Origin of the sequence: Euzebya pacifica, assembly GCF_003344865.1 — a bacterium.
Taxonomy (GTDB): Bacteria; Actinomycetota; Nitriliruptoria; order Euzebyales; family Euzebyaceae; genus Euzebya; species Euzebya pacifica.
In genome coordinates this window covers 518,641-536,244 of sequence record NZ_CP031166.1, presented here as the reverse complement: position 1 = coordinate 536,244, position 17,604 = coordinate 518,641, and the positions used below count along the sequence as shown (strand labels likewise).

12 protein-coding genes are annotated in these 17,604 nt (G+C 67.4%); 6 read left to right on the top strand and 6 right to left on the bottom strand.

Going from position 1 to position 17,604, the window contains the following annotated elements:
• Positions 1 to 177 precede the first annotated feature (177 nt).
• The 6 genes from DVS28_RS27835 to DVS28_RS27810 all read left to right on the top strand — a co-directional run bounded on the left by DVS28_RS27835 (position 178) and on the right by DVS28_RS27810 (position 11,963).
• Complete coding sequence (locus DVS28_RS27835) at positions 178 to 570, top strand: hypothetical protein (RefSeq protein ID WP_114594895.1); 393 nt, start codon at positions 178 to 180, stop codon at positions 568 to 570.
• 6 nt (positions 571 to 576) lie between these two features.
• Positions 577 to 1,026 carry a hypothetical protein gene (locus DVS28_RS27830; protein ID WP_114594894.1) on the top strand — a complete coding sequence of 150 codons (450 nt, stop codon included), beginning with the start codon at positions 577 to 579 and terminating at the stop codon, positions 1,024 to 1,026.
• Positions 1,027 to 1,042: 16 nt separating this feature from the next.
• Positions 1,043 to 5,512, top strand: a complete 4,470-nt coding sequence (locus DVS28_RS30095; protein ID WP_216826634.1) for a hypothetical protein — start codon at positions 1,043 to 1,045, stop codon at positions 5,510 to 5,512.
• A 12-nt stretch (positions 5,513 to 5,524) separates the two neighbouring features.
• Positions 5,525 to 6,550 carry a hypothetical protein gene (locus DVS28_RS27820; protein ID WP_164711218.1) on the top strand — a complete coding sequence of 342 codons (1,026 nt, stop codon included), beginning with the start codon at positions 5,525 to 5,527 and terminating at the stop codon, positions 6,548 to 6,550.
• A gap of 206 nt (positions 6,551 to 6,756) precedes the next feature.
• Positions 6,757 to 11,274 (top strand): peptidoglycan DD-metalloendopeptidase family protein, encoded by a 4,518-nt coding sequence (locus tag DVS28_RS27815; protein ID WP_164711217.1) that lies wholly within the window; start codon positions 6,757 to 6,759, stop codon positions 11,272 to 11,274.
• The gene (locus DVS28_RS27810; RefSeq protein ID WP_114594890.1) at positions 11,271 to 11,963 is read left to right on the top strand and encodes a hypothetical protein; all 693 of its coding nucleotides are present in this window, start codon (positions 11,271 to 11,273) and stop codon (positions 11,961 to 11,963) included. The genes DVS28_RS27815 and DVS28_RS27810 overlap by 4 nt, the downstream gene beginning before the upstream one ends.
• 3 nt (positions 11,964 to 11,966) lie before the next feature.
• Here DVS28_RS27810 and DVS28_RS27805 read toward each other — a convergent pair whose 3' ends face one another.
• The 6 genes from DVS28_RS27805 to DVS28_RS27780 all read right to left on the bottom strand — a co-directional run bounded on the left by DVS28_RS27805 (position 11,967) and on the right by DVS28_RS27780 (position 17,431).
• Positions 11,967 to 12,173: a hypothetical protein gene (locus DVS28_RS27805; RefSeq protein WP_114594889.1), complete on the bottom strand. Its 207-nt coding sequence runs from the start codon at positions 12,171 to 12,173 to the stop codon at positions 11,967 to 11,969.
• An 88-nt stretch (positions 12,174 to 12,261) separates the two neighbouring features.
• Entirely contained in the window at positions 12,262 to 13,608 is a 1,347-nt protein-coding gene (locus DVS28_RS27800; protein WP_114594888.1) for a PhoH family protein, read from the bottom strand.
• Positions 13,609 to 13,658: 50 nt separating this feature from the next.
• Positions 13,659 to 14,387 (bottom strand): hypothetical protein, encoded by a 729-nt coding sequence (locus DVS28_RS27795; protein WP_114594887.1) that lies wholly within the window; start codon positions 14,385 to 14,387, stop codon positions 13,659 to 13,661.
• 138 nt (positions 14,388 to 14,525) lie between these two features.
• A complete protein-coding gene (locus tag DVS28_RS27790) occupies positions 14,526 to 15,899 on the bottom strand; it encodes a sigma-70 family RNA polymerase sigma factor (RefSeq protein WP_114594886.1) in 1,374 nt (457 codons plus the stop codon).
• A gap of 236 nt (positions 15,900 to 16,135) precedes the next feature.
• Complete coding sequence (locus DVS28_RS27785) at positions 16,136 to 16,615, bottom strand: J domain-containing protein (protein WP_114594885.1); 480 nt, start codon at positions 16,613 to 16,615, stop codon at positions 16,136 to 16,138.
• A gap of 75 nt (positions 16,616 to 16,690) precedes the next feature.
• On the bottom strand, positions 16,691 to 17,431 hold the full coding sequence (locus DVS28_RS27780; protein ID WP_114594884.1) for a hypothetical protein: 741 nt from the start codon (positions 17,429 to 17,431) through the stop codon (positions 16,691 to 16,693).
• Between the last annotated feature and the right edge of the window lie 173 nt (positions 17,432 to 17,604).

The window sequence follows — 17,604 nt, the reverse complement described above, 5'->3', positions numbered from 1 at the left end:
GACCCCGGGGACTGGCGGGTCGCGATGTTCGGACAGGGGTCGGGTAGCCGGACGACGGTCATCTGTGAGGCCGCCGGTGGTCACGACCGGCAGCAAGGACCTCAAGAACAAAACAGCTCGCAGACCCTTGTCCACGTTCACGGGGGTCGCGAAGAGCCTCACAAGGAGCAGACCCCCATGAACGACATCTTCTTCAACCCCGACTTGCTGGTTCTCGCCCAGTCCAGCCGTGGCGTCATCGAAGGCTTCATCGAGGACCAGGACTTCGTCCGTGCGGTCATCCAGGGACTCGGTGTCATCTTCATCCTGATGGTCCTCGCGAAGTTCGTGTGGGACAAGCGCAAGGGGCAGGGCGGCGGTCAGGGCGGCGGCTTCGGCCAGATCGTCCTCGGGCTGCTCGCCGCAGCGGCGATCTTCGTCCCCACCTTCCTGGGTCAGATGGTCGACACCGGCATCTCCGGTGCGACCGGTGCGCTTGAGGTGATCGGCAACATCTTCGCTCCCGAGGCCGAGACCTTCGAGACCAACACCGGACCCAACACCAGCCGCAATGGTGCGCCGGAGGAGTAGGGGTTCGTGATCGACGACCGTTCCGCGCCGCTGATGGTCGACATCACGGCGCTGGTGAAGAAGCCCCCCACGCGTCAGGCGTGGGGGCGTTTCCTCATTCCGGTGCGTGAGGTCCTTGTCGGGATCTTCGGACTGGTGGCGTCGATGCCCATCTCGGTGTTCGTGTACCGGTTCTGGCCGGTGGGAGGGCTGCTGATCAACGCGGCCGCCATCGCCATGGCCGTGTTCGCGTCGCAGGCCAAAGCGGACGGCCAGTCGATCCCCAAGTACCTGCTCGCCGCAGTGCGCGGACGCGTTCATCGTCACGAGATCGACGGCGAATGGGTTCCCGTGTACGTGGGGTTGGCGAGGGTTCGCGATTTCCATTCCGGCGAACCGGTCCTGATCGAACGGTCGGCAGTGGAGATCAACCCGGCCCTGGTGGATGACCGCGGCCACGTGACGATGCCCAACTGAGCAAGCGGCGGGAGGCGTGGAGGAGGTGAGCAGGATCAAGCGCGTATCCGCAACTCTGTGCCGGGCTGTCGTCACGGCCTTTCTCAGCCTGTTCATCCTTGTGTGGGGGGCGATCCCATCGTGGGCGCAGACCGCCGCTGACAACGTCGCGCGGTTCTGCGAGAACGGCTATGACTGCATGCCGGCGTGGAGGTGGCAGTTCTCCGCGGGCCAGTTCTTCACCAACTTCGGGCTGTTCGACCTCGGTGCCGTTGCCGGGTCATCGTTCCCCCAGTTCTTCTACGGGATCGCCCAGATCATCTGGATCGTTGTGCTGTGGCTGATGCGGCAGGCGACCAGCCTGAACGTGCTCGGCTTCGAGGGTGTGCTGCCCTTCATCAACGCCGGTTTCCTTGCGATGTACCAGGTCGTTGAACCTTGGATCCTGCCGGCACTCCTGCTGTTCGGCCTGGTCAGCGTCACCTTCCGGGTGTTCATCAAGGGGTCCGGGGGCTCGGGTGGTGGCTTCTTCAAGCAGTGGCTGCCATCGCTGATGGCCCTGTCGGTGCTGGTGGCTTGGGCAGCATCGATCGAGACGTCAGTGGAGGGGCTCCGGGGGGCTGCGGACCGGGAGTTCGCCATCGAGGACGGCTTCGAGGTGCCTACAGCATCCCCGGCATGGCTCGTTCAGCGCATTGGTGACTTCTCCGACACCGCTGGGAACTCGTTGGCGACCTCGTTCCTGTCCACCGGCCTGTCCGGGGGGCAGCAGCCCGTTATCGAGGGCAACCTGCTGGACTGCTCCTACTACTCCGATTACCTCCGCGAACTCGGCGGGGTTTCGTTGGACGGCCAGTTCGACGACGTGTCGACCGCGTCGATTGCACAGCTCATGAGTGTCCAGTGGGAAACCACCTATCTGGACTCGTGGATCTACGCCCAGTTCAACAACACCTCCTCCGGGCGTCGTGGCTACTGCCGGACGCTGGAGAACTTCCGGCGCGTTCCCGGTGCCGAGCAGCAGGCGATCACCGTTGAGGTTGGCAGGGCCTACGACGGATCCTTCGACGGCAACCAGACCTTCCCAGGCGAGGTCTTCACCGATGACTCAGGTTCAGAGGAACCGCAGGACGGCACGCACATCGATCCGGCCGTGCTCAGCTTGCTGGCGTCCAACGCCCATCTGCGCGCGGACTGGACGACAGCATCGTCATGTCTGTGGTTGGGACCCGGTGCAGCACTCCCGGAAGGGGCCTCCGACGTTGGCATGTTCATTGGACCCAACGGTTGGAGTGTGGCTCCCGAGTGGATTGCTGTGGGCACCAACGACACATCGGGACCCAATGGGGGTGGGGACCGGCCAGCGAATGCCGACAATCGGGAAGACCTAGTCAAAGAGTGGGACGGGTACTGCCAGAGCTGGTGGATGACCGATGGAGACGATGGCGATGACGCTGTCGAGCAACGCGACCGGCCGCTGTACATCACCGATGGCGACCAGATCTACTCCCACACCGATCCTGCTCGGGTCGGTGCCACCGACCCGCAGAACGTCTTCCATCAGGATCGCGCCGAGGTGGAAGCCGGGTTGGCGCACGCCCGCCAGTACTGGCTCGGCCAGAACGGCCATGGCCTGGGCAACTCCACCGGCGGGGCGTTCATCGCTATCGTCATCGCTTTCGTCCACCTGCTGGTGTTCGGCGGTGCGGCGCTCGGATCGATCATCGCCCAGTTCGTAGTGGTGATCGGTGCGATCTTCCTGCCCTTCTTCCTCGCTGCGATGGTGTGGCCGTCGGACAAGATGCGCGAGCGCGGCACGAAGTACTTCCGACTGCTGTTGTCGGCGATCTTCGCCCGATTCGTCTTCATCCTCATCCTTGGACTGCTGACCACGATGACCGGTGTGTTCCGGGCACTGATTGAGGTGTGGCAGAACGGCGGGGCGATCGCCTCCTTTGACACCGTGCAGCCCGAGCTCAGCGGGTTCCTCGTCTTCGCTCGGATCGCCACCGACGCACCCCCGGACAGCTTCACCGGTGGGCTCTTCGCTGCCCTGCCTCCGCTGCTCGCCTACTTCGCGATCAAGCAGGGAGCAAAGCAGCTCGGGTTCGGCAACCCCCTGTCGTTCAAGGGTGCTTCCGGATTCGTCCGCAACGTCGGCAAGTACGCGACCGACCCGTCGACGCACACCCCCGGCCGCCTTGGCCAGCGGCTTCGCCGCTACGCCGACCCCTTGTCGCCGCGTAGCCCCCTGGCCGTCCACAAGGTGGCGCGTAGGGCCCGCAACCGCTGGAAGAACCGGGGCGGGGCTGCACCCGATGACAAGCGCGGCGGAAGCGCCCGCGGTAAGCACCGTGGGCACGCACCCAACACCAAGGGTGGCAGGCCGGGCAACGGGACACCCGGTGGCCCCGGCGGTGCGGGTGGACCCGGTGCCCCAGGAACACCCGGTGCCCCAGGCAAGCCCGGCCCTGGCGGGCCCGGCCCGACGGGACAGGGAGGTCCAGGAGGGCTTGCCGGCCGGCTCGGGACAGCTGGGGTAGGGCCAACCGGAGCACCGGTTGGAAGGTCCGGCAGGCGGCTGGTGGGGCCCGACGGCAAACCCATCCCCGTTGGCGCTGGCGTGGACCCGTCCGGCAACCCTGTTGCAGGGAACGCTCTCGGGTTCGATCCGGAGGCGGTCGTCGGTGATGACGACGAGTACGGCCGTCCGCAGTACTACCAGAAGCCCGACGGCACCTACGAGCGGATTCCCGGCCTCGATGAGGTCGACAGGGCGAAGGCAGCCACAAAGAACCTCATCGCTGCGGCCGCCCTGCGTGCCGTCGCCGGTCGGGGAGGCCGGGTCCTTGACGGGGCACAGGGACTCGCTCAGTCGTTCCTTGACACCGGAGCCGGCCGTGCACTGGTACGAGCCCGCGGTGGGGCTGCGGGAGGGTTCAACTGGTTCGGTGAGAAGGCCGGCGCAATCGGTGAGGGCGTTGCTGCAGCAACCAACATCGGGCGTCTGGCCAAGGCCCGGATCAAGGACCCAATCACCGCCACCGCAGTTGGTCGCTTCGCCTGGCGAAACGGAGCCAGGGCTGCGAAGACGATTGGGGCATTCGGTGTCGGTACGACACTGACTGCTGCCGGAGGTTCAGCGCTGGTCCCTGGTCTCGCAGCCGTCGGACTGGTGTATGCAGGACGGAAGGTTGTCGGCCGGATCGCTGGCCGGGTGCCAGACGCGACCGTGGCCGCCGACGAGTACTTGGTGGCCGCTGACGGCCTTCCCGCAGGCGCAGTGCTGGGGACCGACAACCCGGTCCTGGATTTCAATGCGGCATCGGAGTTGTCTGCCGGGGCAGTGCCAGTTGGTGTCGCGGGACCAGCACCGGTGGCTCCTGAGCCCGTCAGTGCACCGTCCCTTGGCGGGCAAGGGTCCGCGTGGTCGGCGGTGCCGGCGATCGGTGGGGTTTCAGCCACGTCCCCCTCAGTCGCTCAAGTCGCTGGGGTCGTGCAGGTCCCCGAAAGCAGCGTGGCGACGACGTCAACGGGCGCTCCGGTCCAACCGGTTACTCCGGTCCAACAGGCTCCCGTCCAGCCCGTGGCCCCCGCCCCTATACAGCCGGCCGCTCCGGTCCAACCGGCCCCCGTGGCCCAGCCGGCCCCGGTCCAACCAGTCGCCCAGCCCGCGTCCGTCCAACCCGCGTCTGCAGCGCAACCGGTGCCTGTGGCGCAGTCCGCCCCCGCGCCCGCACAACCGGTGGTGCATACCGTCGTGCAGTCGTCGACCCAGTCTGGCGGGGTTGACCCCGCTATCGCAGCGGTCGCTGCCCAGGTAGCGCAGCACGCGCATGTGGCGGCCACGGCGGCACAGGGAGCGGAACAGTCAAGGCTTGGTGCGGAGCAGGCCCAGGCCGGGTCCGTCGCAGCGCAGAACGTGGCGACTGGTGCTGCCCTAGGAGCCGCACAGTCGCGGCTTGACACCCAAGTTGCACGGAACGACTCCGTGAGCGCTCGCAACGAAGCGGTCCAGTCCAGCGCCGAGTCCCAGCAAGCACGCGACGACGCCCTCACCGCGTCCGGAACCGCTACCGCCAGCGCCTCAAGCGCGGGTCACTCGCTGCGTCGAGCAGCCGATGAGGCGCGATACGCCGAGTTCGCAGCAGCCGAGGCGACAGAGGAACGGGTCGCCAGCATCGAGCAGCACCGAGCGCTCGGCGACCAACAGGCTGCGCAACGACGCGCGGACCTTCGTCAGCACCAGCGCTCTACCGAGGCGGGACAGCAACGACACGTTGCCGGCGTCCGCGCGGCCCAAGAGGCCCATGGCGACCGGGTTGCGCGCCAAGTCGCCGCTGCCAAGGAACAGGGAGACAAGACCATCGACGAGGTCAAGGCGGCCAACGCCGACCACGCCCGCGCCACTGCTGAACGGGCCGCAGACACCGAACGTCGGGTCGCGGACGCGTCCGCCCGCCCGAACAGTCGCCGCACCCCCCCGTCAGACCCCAAGAGCGGCTAGGAGGCCAACACCATGACTGGCGAACAAGCAGCCGTGATGGACGGTGACACCCAGGTTGTCGTGCTCCGTCCAGGGAACGTCGTGACTGACGCTGAGTGGTCGGTCATGATCGCAGCCGCATGTGAGGGGTACGGACTCGCCCCCGATCAGGTGCTGGTCACGCCGTATGGCTTCGCCCCCATGCCACGTCCCCCGCGGGCGCAACGCAACAACTCTGGGCGACTGTGGCCTGGGCTGGAACTCGCCGTAGCCATCCATCCCGTGTTCTGGCTTCCCCCCATGGTGACCCGTCAAGGCGAGTCTGAGGACGACGACGTCTACGCGATCCGTCTCCACCTCGAACTGCTCGATCGGCAGATGATCGACATGGAGACCCAGCAGGTCATCAACCCGTTCGAGCTCAACGACCTCGATGTCGAGCACCCCGACTTCGGCCAGGAACTCGTCGACTATGCCAACGGGGAACGAGTTGACTGGCTCGCGAAGTTCACCCTCCCCGACGGGCCGACCCCCCGCGAGGAGATCCGTCAGTTCGCGGAGTCGATCGCGGCGGAGTACCGCGCCCGCTATTACGCGCTCAAGCAACGGTTCGCGAACCGTGCGGACGAGGTTTTCGCCGCCCAGAAGCGCCTGATCGATGACGCGGACATGGAACGTGACATGGCCTCGGTCCTGGCGGCCGCATCGATGTACGAGAAGGACCAAGGCAACGAAGCGCGCCGACAGTTGACCGAGGCGGTCGAGGCCTTCATTGCGTTGATCGACTCCTACGGCAGGGCTGGCCTGGTCATGGTTTCGGCCGAACGGGTTGCGAAGACCGGCAAGGGACTGCATCTGCAATCGGCCTTGGAAGAGCTGGAAACCGAGGAGTCTCGTCGGGCGGACTACCTGCGCCAGATGACAGGACGCGCCTCGCGACACCCGGACGAGGCCAACCTCGCAGGTCTGTGGCGCGCGTTGACCCAAGCATGGGATCACGTCATCGGTGGTGCCCGTGAGGCAGCCCAACGGGCCGTTGCGGTGCGGGGGGCCACATGACCTCCGGCGGTGTGCCGCTGACGCCCAAGCCACCGGCGAAGACCCCCACGACCAAGCCAACATCTCACCCCACTGCGGCAGAGCCGGCAGCGAACGGGGCGCAGGCGCCGAACGCGCTCAAGGCACTCCGAGCCAACCGTGAGCCCTTGGCACCGCAGCCCCCCTCTGAGGCCGCCGAGGTCGAGCAGGGGTTCGTTGGAGGCCGTGTGGAGGCCGCTGGACGCAACATTGAACGCGTCGGTGCTGGTGTTGAGCGGACGGGACGGGCGATCGAGGCAACCGGCGCAGGGATTGAACGGACCGGACGCACCGCTGAGGTGGGCGGCAAGGCGGCCCAGGCCGGCGGTCGCGCTGCTGAGGCCGGCGGCAAGGCAGCCCAGAAGGGCGGCAAGGCACTCCGGGAGGCGTCGCAGAAGGCCGTGCAGGCGGGTGCGAAGTTGTCGGCGACCGGCAAGGGCGCGATCGTCGGGGTCCCGATCATGATCGTTGGTGCCGTCGGTGTGGTGGCGGGTGGAGCCGCCGAGGCCGGCGGAAAGGCATCCGAGGTCGGGGGGAAAGGAGCCCAGAAAGCCGGCAATGTGGCCGAACGCGCCGGAAGGGCAACGAAAGAAGTCGGGGCAAAGGCGAAAGAAGCCGGCACCCAGATCAAGGATGCCGGGGAAAGAACCAAGCAGTCGGGGCAGGAAGTCCAAGCCGCTGGCCATGCGCTAGGCAAGGTCCGGGACATGGCTGAGGAACGAGCCATCAAGGGCGCGCTCACCGCGTCAGGCGCGGGCGCGGCCCACCAAGCCCTGACCGCCGGGCTGAAACCCGCAGCGGCAGTCGCGGAGAAAGCCGCCAAGAAGATCGACCTCAACCAGAAGGCGATCGACCGGATCGCTGAGGAGTCCGGATTCCTTGGCCAGCAACTGCAGAAGCGATACGACCGTCTGCTCAAGCGCGCCAACGTGATCCTGCCTGGTTCCGGAGCAGCGATCCGGTCAACGCCTGCCTTCACCCTGGGTCTTGCGGCGGCGTGCTCCTTGCCGGTGATCCTCGTCCTCGTCCTCGTCATGACGCTTCTGGGTGGCGGGTCTCCCGTAGGAACGGCTGCCAATCCTGAACCCTCAGGTGCTGGAGAAGCGGTGGCCTCGGCGCAGCCAGACACCTTGTCGGCCTATCGGTCGCTCGCGACCCGTCGGTCCGTCCCGTGGCCAGTCGTCGCGGGCATCGGCTACCTCACCAGTCGGCACCAAACGGTTCATCCGTACAGCCTCGACGAGATGACCGGCGGGTGGCCGAGGGCGCGCAGTGGCCCTGCACCAGAGCACGCCCTCACCCAAGCAGCCACTCCCGCAGTTGGCTCACCGGATTCCACGCCCACCCCGGACGGGACCGAAGTCTCTTCAACTGCCTCCCTCGGAGAGGGGCACGTGGTCTTCTCCCAGACCGGCGTGGATCCCTCGCCCAGCCCGACTCCTGCCACCGGCGAACCGCTCCCCGCACCCGTGGCGGACAGTGGAGCGGGTGGGTTCTTCGACGATGACGGCGCTGCCGTCATTGGACCAACCGAGTTCGTCTCGGGTGGGCACGGCCCGTTCCTGTTGTCCGAGGACTACCTCGACGGGGCCTTCAACTGGTCGGAGTCCAGCTTCGCCGGCAATCCGCAGATGGGTGATGCCGCACTCGACGCGATCCTCACCGAGATGAACGCCTACCTTCGCCTGTGGTTGGACGGCGAAGTCAGTGGGCCCACCGAGTACCTCAACGGTTACCTGGGCACGTCAACTAGCGGCCCGGTGACGTCCGAGGACGACGCCGGAATAGACGCCGACGCACTCGCGCCGGAACTCGAGGAGGACATCGTCTCCCCCGAGGGCTGGGTGATCGCGCCCGGGTCGACCAACGCGTCGGGCCAAGGCACACCGGTTGCCTACACCGTGGAGGTGGAAGACGGCCTCGGCCCCACTGCCGCCTCGGTCGCCGGCACCGTGGACGCTGTCCTGCTCGACCACCGGTCATGGGCGGCGGCCGGCCGCCCCTTGCAGCGCACCGCCAGCCTCACGCTAGCCCACGTCCGCGTCGTGCTGGTCAGCGACGCCACCAAGACCAGCCTCTGCGGCCCGGACCCGCTCTGTGTGTCCGGCAACGTCATCGCGGTCGGGCTCAGCGCCTGGACCGCCCCACCCGGCCACTTCTCCGGTGGCAGCGACTGGCGGGCCTACCTGCTCAACCACGCCATCGGTGTCCACCTCGGACAACCCGCCGGAACTTGCGGCACAGGGAAACCCGCGCCGGTCACGATGCGGCAGTTCACCGCCACCGACCTCGGCGACTGCGTCGCCGGCCCGTGGGTCGATGCAGACGCCGCCCTTGGGGGTGGCGGGTTCGCCCCAATCGATCTGGATCCTGACGCGATCACCCAGCTGGTGCGGGTCGGCAACATGGACCGCAGGTTCCTCGCGTCGGACCAGGACTGGGAAACGCACCTCGCCTACTGGCGAATGGCGCTTGAGGCCATCGAACCGATGGTCGACCTCACCGATGTGCAGATCTGCACCCTTCCCGTGCACGGGCTGACCACCCCGCAGAAGATCGACCGGGCCGTGCGGTGCGAAGCACTGAACCTGCCCATCCACGTGATCGACCCGGTCACCGGCAACGTGATGGACCGCAACGACGCGGTGAACCTGCTCGGACAGGAAGCCGTCCAGGTCGCATGGCTCTACAACGAATGGGGGCAGAAGGTCCCGTGCGACTCCGATCGGAGCATCGGCGGCATCTTCCCGGTCCCGCCGTCACCGCTGCACGACGATGACAACAACCCCGACACACCCCCCGTTCCCTACTACGACCGGTGCGACGAGGCGACCAACCTGAAGATCGCCATGGTCGGCCATCACAGCCTCCCGCCCGGCGTTGGACTGATCGATCAGCACGCCGCACCGGTCCGTGGTAGCCACCCCGCCCGCCCCTACGAATGGATGTTGCGCGGCTGGGGTTGGAACGCAGGGGTCGGCGGCCTGAACGACGACGGAATCTTCGACAAGGCCGCCGGCAACGACAACTTCCCCGCTGACGGCCCCGCGGTCATCGGCCAATGGGCCGGCGGCGGACTGGTGTGCGACCAGGCGTTGCTGCAGTTCGTCGGCGGCCTAATGGGTGAGGACTTCGCCCTGCCCGACACCTGGCGGCTGCCGTCCTCCGGCGGTCTTCTCCTCGAGGGGGCCGATGCGCTGGCGACCCTGTGGGCCGACCTGCAGGGCATGGAGCAATGGGACCCGGTGGACCAGGCGTGCGCCCCGCCCTATCCCGACGGCGAACCCCACCTTGACCGGTTGTTCGCCTACGCGGTCTTTGACGCGTTCCGTTCCGTGTCCCCAGACCTGTCGGTCTTCGAGGACCCCACCGGCCCGGCCGACGAACCCTCCGGGGACGCTGCCCCCGAGGCGGTGCGCCGCCTCTACGCCCACGCGCAGGCCCAAGCGTTCCGCAGCGAGGACGGCCAGTCGGTCCTGACCTCGGCCCAGTGGGGAGTCACGTCGTCGGTGAGTCGTCTCGCCAATCCGGCGATCATCGTGGAAGTCCCCACATGGACGCCAGCAGCACACCCGGACTTCGCCAACTACGTGATGGCCTACGCCCTGTCGATGGTCGGGGAGGACTGCGGCGGCATCGGCTTCGGTTCGGCAGGCACAACGCTGACGGGCACCACCGACCTGTCCACCGGCGCCGGACAGCTGTCGTGGGAGGAGATCGCCCAGATCGCCTACGACGCCGGGTTCCGCGGCGAGGACCTCATCGTCGCCGTGGCGCTCACCCAACCGGAGTCTGGGCGCAACCCGAGCATCAACAATGCCGGGACCAACACCAACGGGACGATCGACTACGGCCTGTGGCAGATCAACGACATCCACAACCCGCCCATCCCCGGAATCTACGAGCCGGTGGTCAATGCCCGTTTCGCCTACGACATCTACCGAACTGCGCCCCGCGGCGGCGGCTACAACTTCACGCCCTGGTCGGCGTTCAACGCCGGCCGCCACACCCAGTGGCTCGACGAGGCACGAGCCGGCGCCGAGGCCGCGCTTGGCGACCGGATCAACGACCCGCCTCCCGAAGGCAGCAAGCCTCCGCTGCCCGGTGGACAGCCAGCAGGAACCCAGGCCTTCGCCGGCGCCTGCATGACCGTTGGTGGGCTGTCGTTGGTCGGTGCCAACGGGTTGGTGTGCCCAAACGCGGGCCCGACGACATTCTGGAACGACTGGGGGGCGTCGCGCGGTGGCGGCAGCCGAACCCACAAGGGCCTGGACATGTTCGCGGCGGTTGGCGTGCCGATCGTCGCCAACGAGTCGGGCACCATCGGCTATTCGGGCCTGTCGTCCAGCCGCAACCCCGGCAACCGGGTCCAGTTGCGCGGCGACTCGGGCAACCACTGGCTGTCGCTGCACATGGACTCCATTGACCCAACCATCGCCCCGGGGGTACGGGTGCAGCAGGGGCAGGTGCTTGGGACCGTCGGCTACACCGGCAACGCCTACGGCACCCCGGCCCACAACCACCACCAGTTCCATCCCAACGGTGGGGCCTCCTCCCCGCTGTACGAGGTGATGAGCGTGGTGTGCGCCCAAAACATGGGAACCACAACTGGTAGCGCGCCCGGCGGCATGGACCAAGCAATCTTCGCCTCGGCCACGTCCACCAAGTGCATGCCAGCCCGAACCTGCTCAGGACAACCCGGATGACCAGCCGACACCTGCTGGTGACAGGCGCCGCCATCGTCGTGGTCGTCCTGCTCGTGCTACTGGCCCCCCTGGGCGGGGGCGCCCCACCCTCGGAGTCCGGCGGCGGTGCGGAACCGGCCGTGCCACCCGTGGTGGCCGACGCGCCCAACGGCGGGGACGGCCAGGTCGACGTTGACCTGACCGACCCGACGCTGACCAATCCGCAGCCGGCACTGGCCGACGTCCTGCTCGACGACGAGGACATCCCGCAGCTGGACGGCGAGGACCTGCTGGTCCCAGCGAGCCCACGCAACGTGGTGTCGGCTCTGGACTTCGCCGCCGCCTACTACACGATCCCGGCAGGACTCCGGACCGCCGAGCACCGGGCGTCGCTGCGGCCATGGGTAACCGACCAGGTGCACGAACGGTTGACCACCGACACGGACGGGCTGTTCGACCAGGCCGACGCGGTTCGGGACCTGCGTCGGCAGGACTCGGTGGGCACCGTCGTTGAACACTCCGTGGTGGCCGAGGGCCCCGCCGAGGTTCGGGTGCTGGTGGTCGTGGAGGCGATGGTGACCGCTGGGGCCGAGGAGCGGCGCGACACCCACTCGATGCTGCTGACCCTCACCGCGCCGACGGTGGCGGGAGGGCGCTGGCTCGTCGCGGACCTGGTCGTGAACCCAATCTCGGCCGACCAGCTGTCCTGACTCCTACGCCGCGGAGGCGTCGACCGACCAGGTCGACCTGCTACCGGAGATCGCGTCGACGCGCAGCTGCTGCCCGTCCACGGTGAGGACGCTGCCGGCCTTGACGAACCGGTCACCGTCGTCGGTGGCGACCATGGCCAGGGATCCGTTGCCAACCACCACCTTGGGGGGCAACGACAGGATCGGGGCGGGGGAGAGGACTGCGGACATCTGTTGGCCTTTCGACGGGAGGTTGTGACGCGATTCGATGAGCAGGCGCGCCTCCCTACCATTCCAGCGGCGACGCCCGGGCGGGAAGTCAGTTGGTGCCGTGGAGGACCTCGTTGACCGCAGAAGCGATCGCGGACCGTTCGGTGCGCCGCAGCGTTACGTGGCCGAAGATCGGATGACCCTTGAACCGGTCCCGCAGCCCCGCGACACCGGCCTCAGGGGTGGCGCGTGAGTTGTCGGACTGGGCCTGGTCCCAGCACAGCACGACCTTGGAGTCCTCACCGGCGCGGGTCAGCAGCGCCTCAAGCGGCCGGCGCTCCCACGACTGGGCCTCATCCAGCACGATGTGGCCCCGCAGGGTGCGGCCCCGGACATAGGTGACGGGTTCGACGGTGAGGCTGCGTCGTTCCAGCATCGAGTCGATCTCGTGAGGGGCGTAGACCACCTCGAGGCTGTCGCGGATCGCCGACACGTACGGACTCATCTTCTCGTGCAACGTGCCGGGGAGGAAGCCAACCGATTGGTCGGGACCGCCGACGGCGTCCAGGGGCCGGAATACCTGCACACGGCCGCCGTCGCGCTGCTGCAAGCCGGCCAGGACCGCCAACATCGTCTTCCCAGATCCCGCAAGACCCGCCAGGCTGACGATGCCCACCCGCGGGTCGAGCAGCAGGTCGATGGCGAACCGTTGCTCGGCGTTGCGGCCCCTGATCTTTCCGCCGAGCGTCTGGCTGTCAGCGATCGCCCGGACCCGCTTGTCAGCGTGGACCCGTGCCAGCGTGCCTGACCGCGGGCCTGAGAGGTTCAGGCAGGTGTTGGCCACGCAGTTGATCAAGCTGTCGGGGGCGTCGGTGAGCGCAACACCGACCGGTCCGGACGCGTAGAGCTCGTCGATGAACTCCTGGGGGACGTGGGCGTCCACGACGCCGGACCAGCCAGAGTCGCCCCACTGCTCGTTCTTGAACTCCTCGGCGGCGAGGCCCTCCACTGATGCCTTGATCCGGACCGGGGCGTCCTTGGAGACCAAGACGACGTCATGGCCGGCGTCGGCGAGGTTCTTGGCGACGGCGATGATGCGATGGTCGCTGGTGTCAGCCTGCAACGCCTCATGGAGGTTCGCCCGACTGGTGTTGTTCAACTCGATGCGGACGGTGCCGCCCTGATCGTTGATCGTGACGGGGTTCGCAAGGGTTCCATGGACGACACGGAGCGCCTCTATGTTGCGTAGCGCCTCACGTGCGGCGAACCCGACTTCGAACGGCCGGTTGCGGAGCCCTTCAAGCTCCTCGATGACGCGGATCGGGATGACCACGTCGTGTTCGTCAAACCGGCCAGGGAACGCCAAGCGGCCGTTGGCGGCCGGGTAGCCGATCGCCTGGGGGTCGGCGATCAGGACGTTGGTGTCGAGCACGAAGGTCCGCTTCGGGGTGGTCACGTGCGTTCCTCTCTGGGGGACGTTGCGCCCCGGTCATTCCGGATGGTGGCTTACGGTGCGGATCGGACGGCGTCGCTGTGGTCCAGGCGCGCCCATGTGGCGCAGATGTTGTCGACGGCATCAGCGAGTGCCTGGGCGCCCTCGTCCACGGTGCCGTCACCCACCGCGATGACGGTCCACCCGTTGGCGGTCATCCATGCCCGCGCGGCGGCGTCGGAGGAAGCCTTGGTCTTGATGCGGTCCTGCACGACCTTGCGGTGGCCGGCGTCCTTGGCTGCGGCGGTGAGGGCCTCCTTGGCTTCTTTGCCGGCGTGGAATGCCCACCCATCGAGGAACACGGCGAGGTAGCGGTCCTCCCATGCGAAATCGGGGATCGTGAGCAGGCGGCCGTCGTCGTTGCGGATCTCGATGTTGCGGTCGGGTTCGGGAAGTCCGGCCCGCATGATCGCTTCGAGCAGGACCCGTTCGGTCCGGGAGGTCTTCTGCTTGGCGTCGGCCTCAAGCTGCTCGATCCGGTGCGCGAAGGCGACATCGGAGATGAACCGCAGGGGGCCCGGGAGTTCGCGTGCAAGTTGACGGGTGAGCCTGAACACGCGCCAGTCGATGCGTTCCCATGCCTTGGGGTCGTTGTGGTCGAAGCAGATGCCGATCCGCTGCTTGGGCCAGGCCAACGGCAACGGGTCGTCCTTGTCCTTGGGATGGGGGAAGTTCATGACCGGCTGGGGGACTTCGAGGGCGACCAGCACCGCGTAGAGGCGGTTCCAGTCATCTGCGGTCATGTCCAAGGGGTTGGGCCTTCTGGGTGCTGCGGTTCGTCCGTGCACGGTGGATGGTCGGCCGCACGGGCCGCCCGGGGCCGGGAACGACGAAGGCCCCTCCGGTGCCGGAGGGGCCTTCGTGAGTTCTTCCTGCTGCGCCTAGAAGGCCAGTGCGGTGAAGTAGTTGGGCACGGCCGGCCGTTCGGCGTACTCACGGTGGCTCTGGTAGGCCGACCAGCCGTTGGCGATGTCGACCTCGGTCTTGACCTGCCCCTGACGGGACACCAGGTTGCCGAACCGGGCCATGATCTTGGTGACGTCGGCCTGGTCGGACCAGGACTCCGTCTGCTGACGCAGTGGCGTCAGGGCCCATTGGATGTACTCGCTCTCAGCGGAGGAGTTCAGGTCGGCGATCGTGGGGTTGCCGCCGGTCTCGGCCATGATGCGGACGAGGTCGGTGAGACGAGAGGTGTCGACCCCCGCGCCGGCGAACCACTTGCTCAGGATGCTGGTGATCGCGTTGCCCTGCTCGACGTCCTCGAAGGCCGCCTGCGCGGAGGGGTCATCGATGGTGTCTCGCAGGTAGGTGCTGCCGTCGCTGTCGCCGACCGGGCGATCGAGGGACGCCTGCGGCTTGAGGAGGGCACGGACGCGCATGACGCGTTCCATGTTCCGTTCGGTAGCGGCCAGCTGGGCCTCGGTGGCATCGGTCGTCGCTTTGCCGCTGAAGGACTTGGCGCGGGCCGCCCGGACGCTGTCTGCGTGGTAGCGGACGGCGGCTGCGCGGCTGTCGAGGCTGTCGGCGTCCTCCTGCGCGTTGACGAAGCTGGCGAGACGGACCGTCTCATCGGAGGCGCCGGCGGTGCGGCGCACCTCGCGGGGCACGTCGCGCTTCACGCGGGTGAACACGAACCCGGTGATGGTGGTGTGCGGCCGGGGGGTGGACGGGTCGATGTAGTCGTCGACGGCCTTGATCGCCTTCTCTCGGGCGACCTGGGTGACGTCCTCGCGGCTGTGACCGGCGCGGTCGTGGACGTCCAGGGAACGGGATGCGTTGCGGACGTGGGCGTCGAGGTCCTGGATGAGCCTCTCGCGGGCAACCTTGGCGTCACGGATGATCTGGTGGGCCGCGCGGCGAAGCGCGGCGGACGACATCACCGGGTGGGAGTAGTTGCGGAACTCGGTGGGGACCTGCGGGAGAGGGGTGCCGTCTGCCTTGTAGGCGGTGGGGTCGGGGGCGGGGAGGCCCTCGCCGACCACGATGTAGTTGACGCCGCGGGCGATGACGACGGTTTGTCCGTCCTTGCGGGTGGTGGCCTGCCAGTGGTTCTCGTGGACGCCTGGGGGCAGCGGCACACCGGGGGCGATGGAGTGCTGCACGGGGAACGCCTTGGTGTTGCCGGCGACGAGGCCGGTCGGGTGCACCGGGATGGCGCCGCGTGTCCCGTCGGGGATGGCGTTGGGGTCAACGACCTTGCCCGCGTGGATGCGGGTGATCAGATCCTCTGCATGTTGTGCGCTGATCTTCGGCATAGGGGCCTCATCTTGCGACTGGACGGTCACGTGGTCTCACCGTCGCGTTCGTCCAAGTTAGGACCGGCCTTTAGGACTAGTCAGGCCCCACGAGCCCCCTCTCAACCCCCATTGGGACTCACTGCCACCCCCGCTGTTGGCTGAAGGCGTTGCGACACTAAGCCAATGCCGCGTTCGCTTCGGCTGGTCGATCCGCCCAGCAAGGTGGAACGAAAGCGGCAAATGCCGGGTCTGCATCAGCCAGTGATCACGTAACCGACCGCCAGCAGCACGACGATCAGCAACGCTGCGGCGACGGCAACGGCGGCCATGGGGAACCTCTGGCCCGCCGGGGAACCCTCAACGGACGGTGCTGACCAGGACCGCAGATCCCCCGGCCCATGATCGGCTGAAAGGAACCAGAACGGGTCGCTGGCACCCAGATCGGACTGCTCCCAGGAAGGAGCGTCGCCATGGAGCAGCAGGTCACCCAACTCCGCCTCGTCGAGGGCATCGGTGAAGTCGAGCTCGGCGTCATACTGCGCCCTAGCCCTCGGATCCTTCAGCAGGGTGTGGGCCTGGGTGACGGCCTTGAAGGTCTCCTCGTTGCCGCCGGCGTCGGGATGATGGGTGGCGGCCAAACGCCGGTAAGCGGACCGGATGTCCTCAGCCGAGGCGTTGCGGTCAAGACCAAGCACGTCATAGGCGGTCTTCTCGCCGTTGACATCGACGTCCATCAGGTGTCTCCCTCACGGGTGGAAGCAGTCATCACCTGCGATGGTCGGCGGAAGCGCCGCCAACGCCAGCCCCGGTCAGGCGTCGGCGCCCGTCGACTCCTCCTCGGCCAACCTGCTCTCCTCGGCGTCGCGCCGCTGGTAGTGACTGTTGTTGCGGAAGGCACCGATCGGGGTGCCGTCATCGTCCCGTTCGCGGGTGTCGTGCTCGGTCCCGCCGAAGTGGTGCTCGAGATAGGCCTTCACGGTGTGCGGGGCGCACCCGACCTCCTCAGCGATGTCGACCTGCCGACGGCCCTCGTCGTAGAACACCCGACGCAACCACTCCTTGCCCGACACCGCGACCTTCTTGCCGTCGATCGTCTTGTACTCGGTCTCGGTGAACTGGCGACGCACCCGTTCGCGGTGCTCATAGCCCTTCTGTGACGCGCCAAGGTTGTCCTTGGCCATGACCTGCCGCATGCGGCTGCGCGTCATGAACGCCAGATCGGCCACCTCGCGGCGGCGAGCCGCACCGGGGAACCGGCCGGGGACGGCATCCACTGCTTCCTTCATAGCGGCGTCACGAGCCTCAGTGGCCTTCTCCATCATCAGAGCGGCTCGCTGCACAGCAGCGTCCAACTCAAGGATGCGGGTGTCCTCATCCTCGATCTGCAAGATGGCGTTCAACTCGGCGTCGGTCTCATCAACGATGCGTTCCGCGAGTTCCTTGGCGTACTCGCGCATCTCAGGCGTCAACCCGTCGGGGTTGTCCTTGTCTCGATCCTGGGTCCAGCGTTCGCTCTCCATCAGGTCCAGCACGGTCTGTCGCGTGGCCATCTGTAATGCTCCAATCTTTAGCGGTTGCCTCAACTGTAACCGCTCCGGACGACGACAGGCCCGAACGACCCAACATCGACGCCCAACACCCCCAGCCGATGTTGCGGAACGAACGCCGCGCCGGACCACCATCACCGAGCAACCGCCCCAGAACCATCCAATCGGGAAGGTTG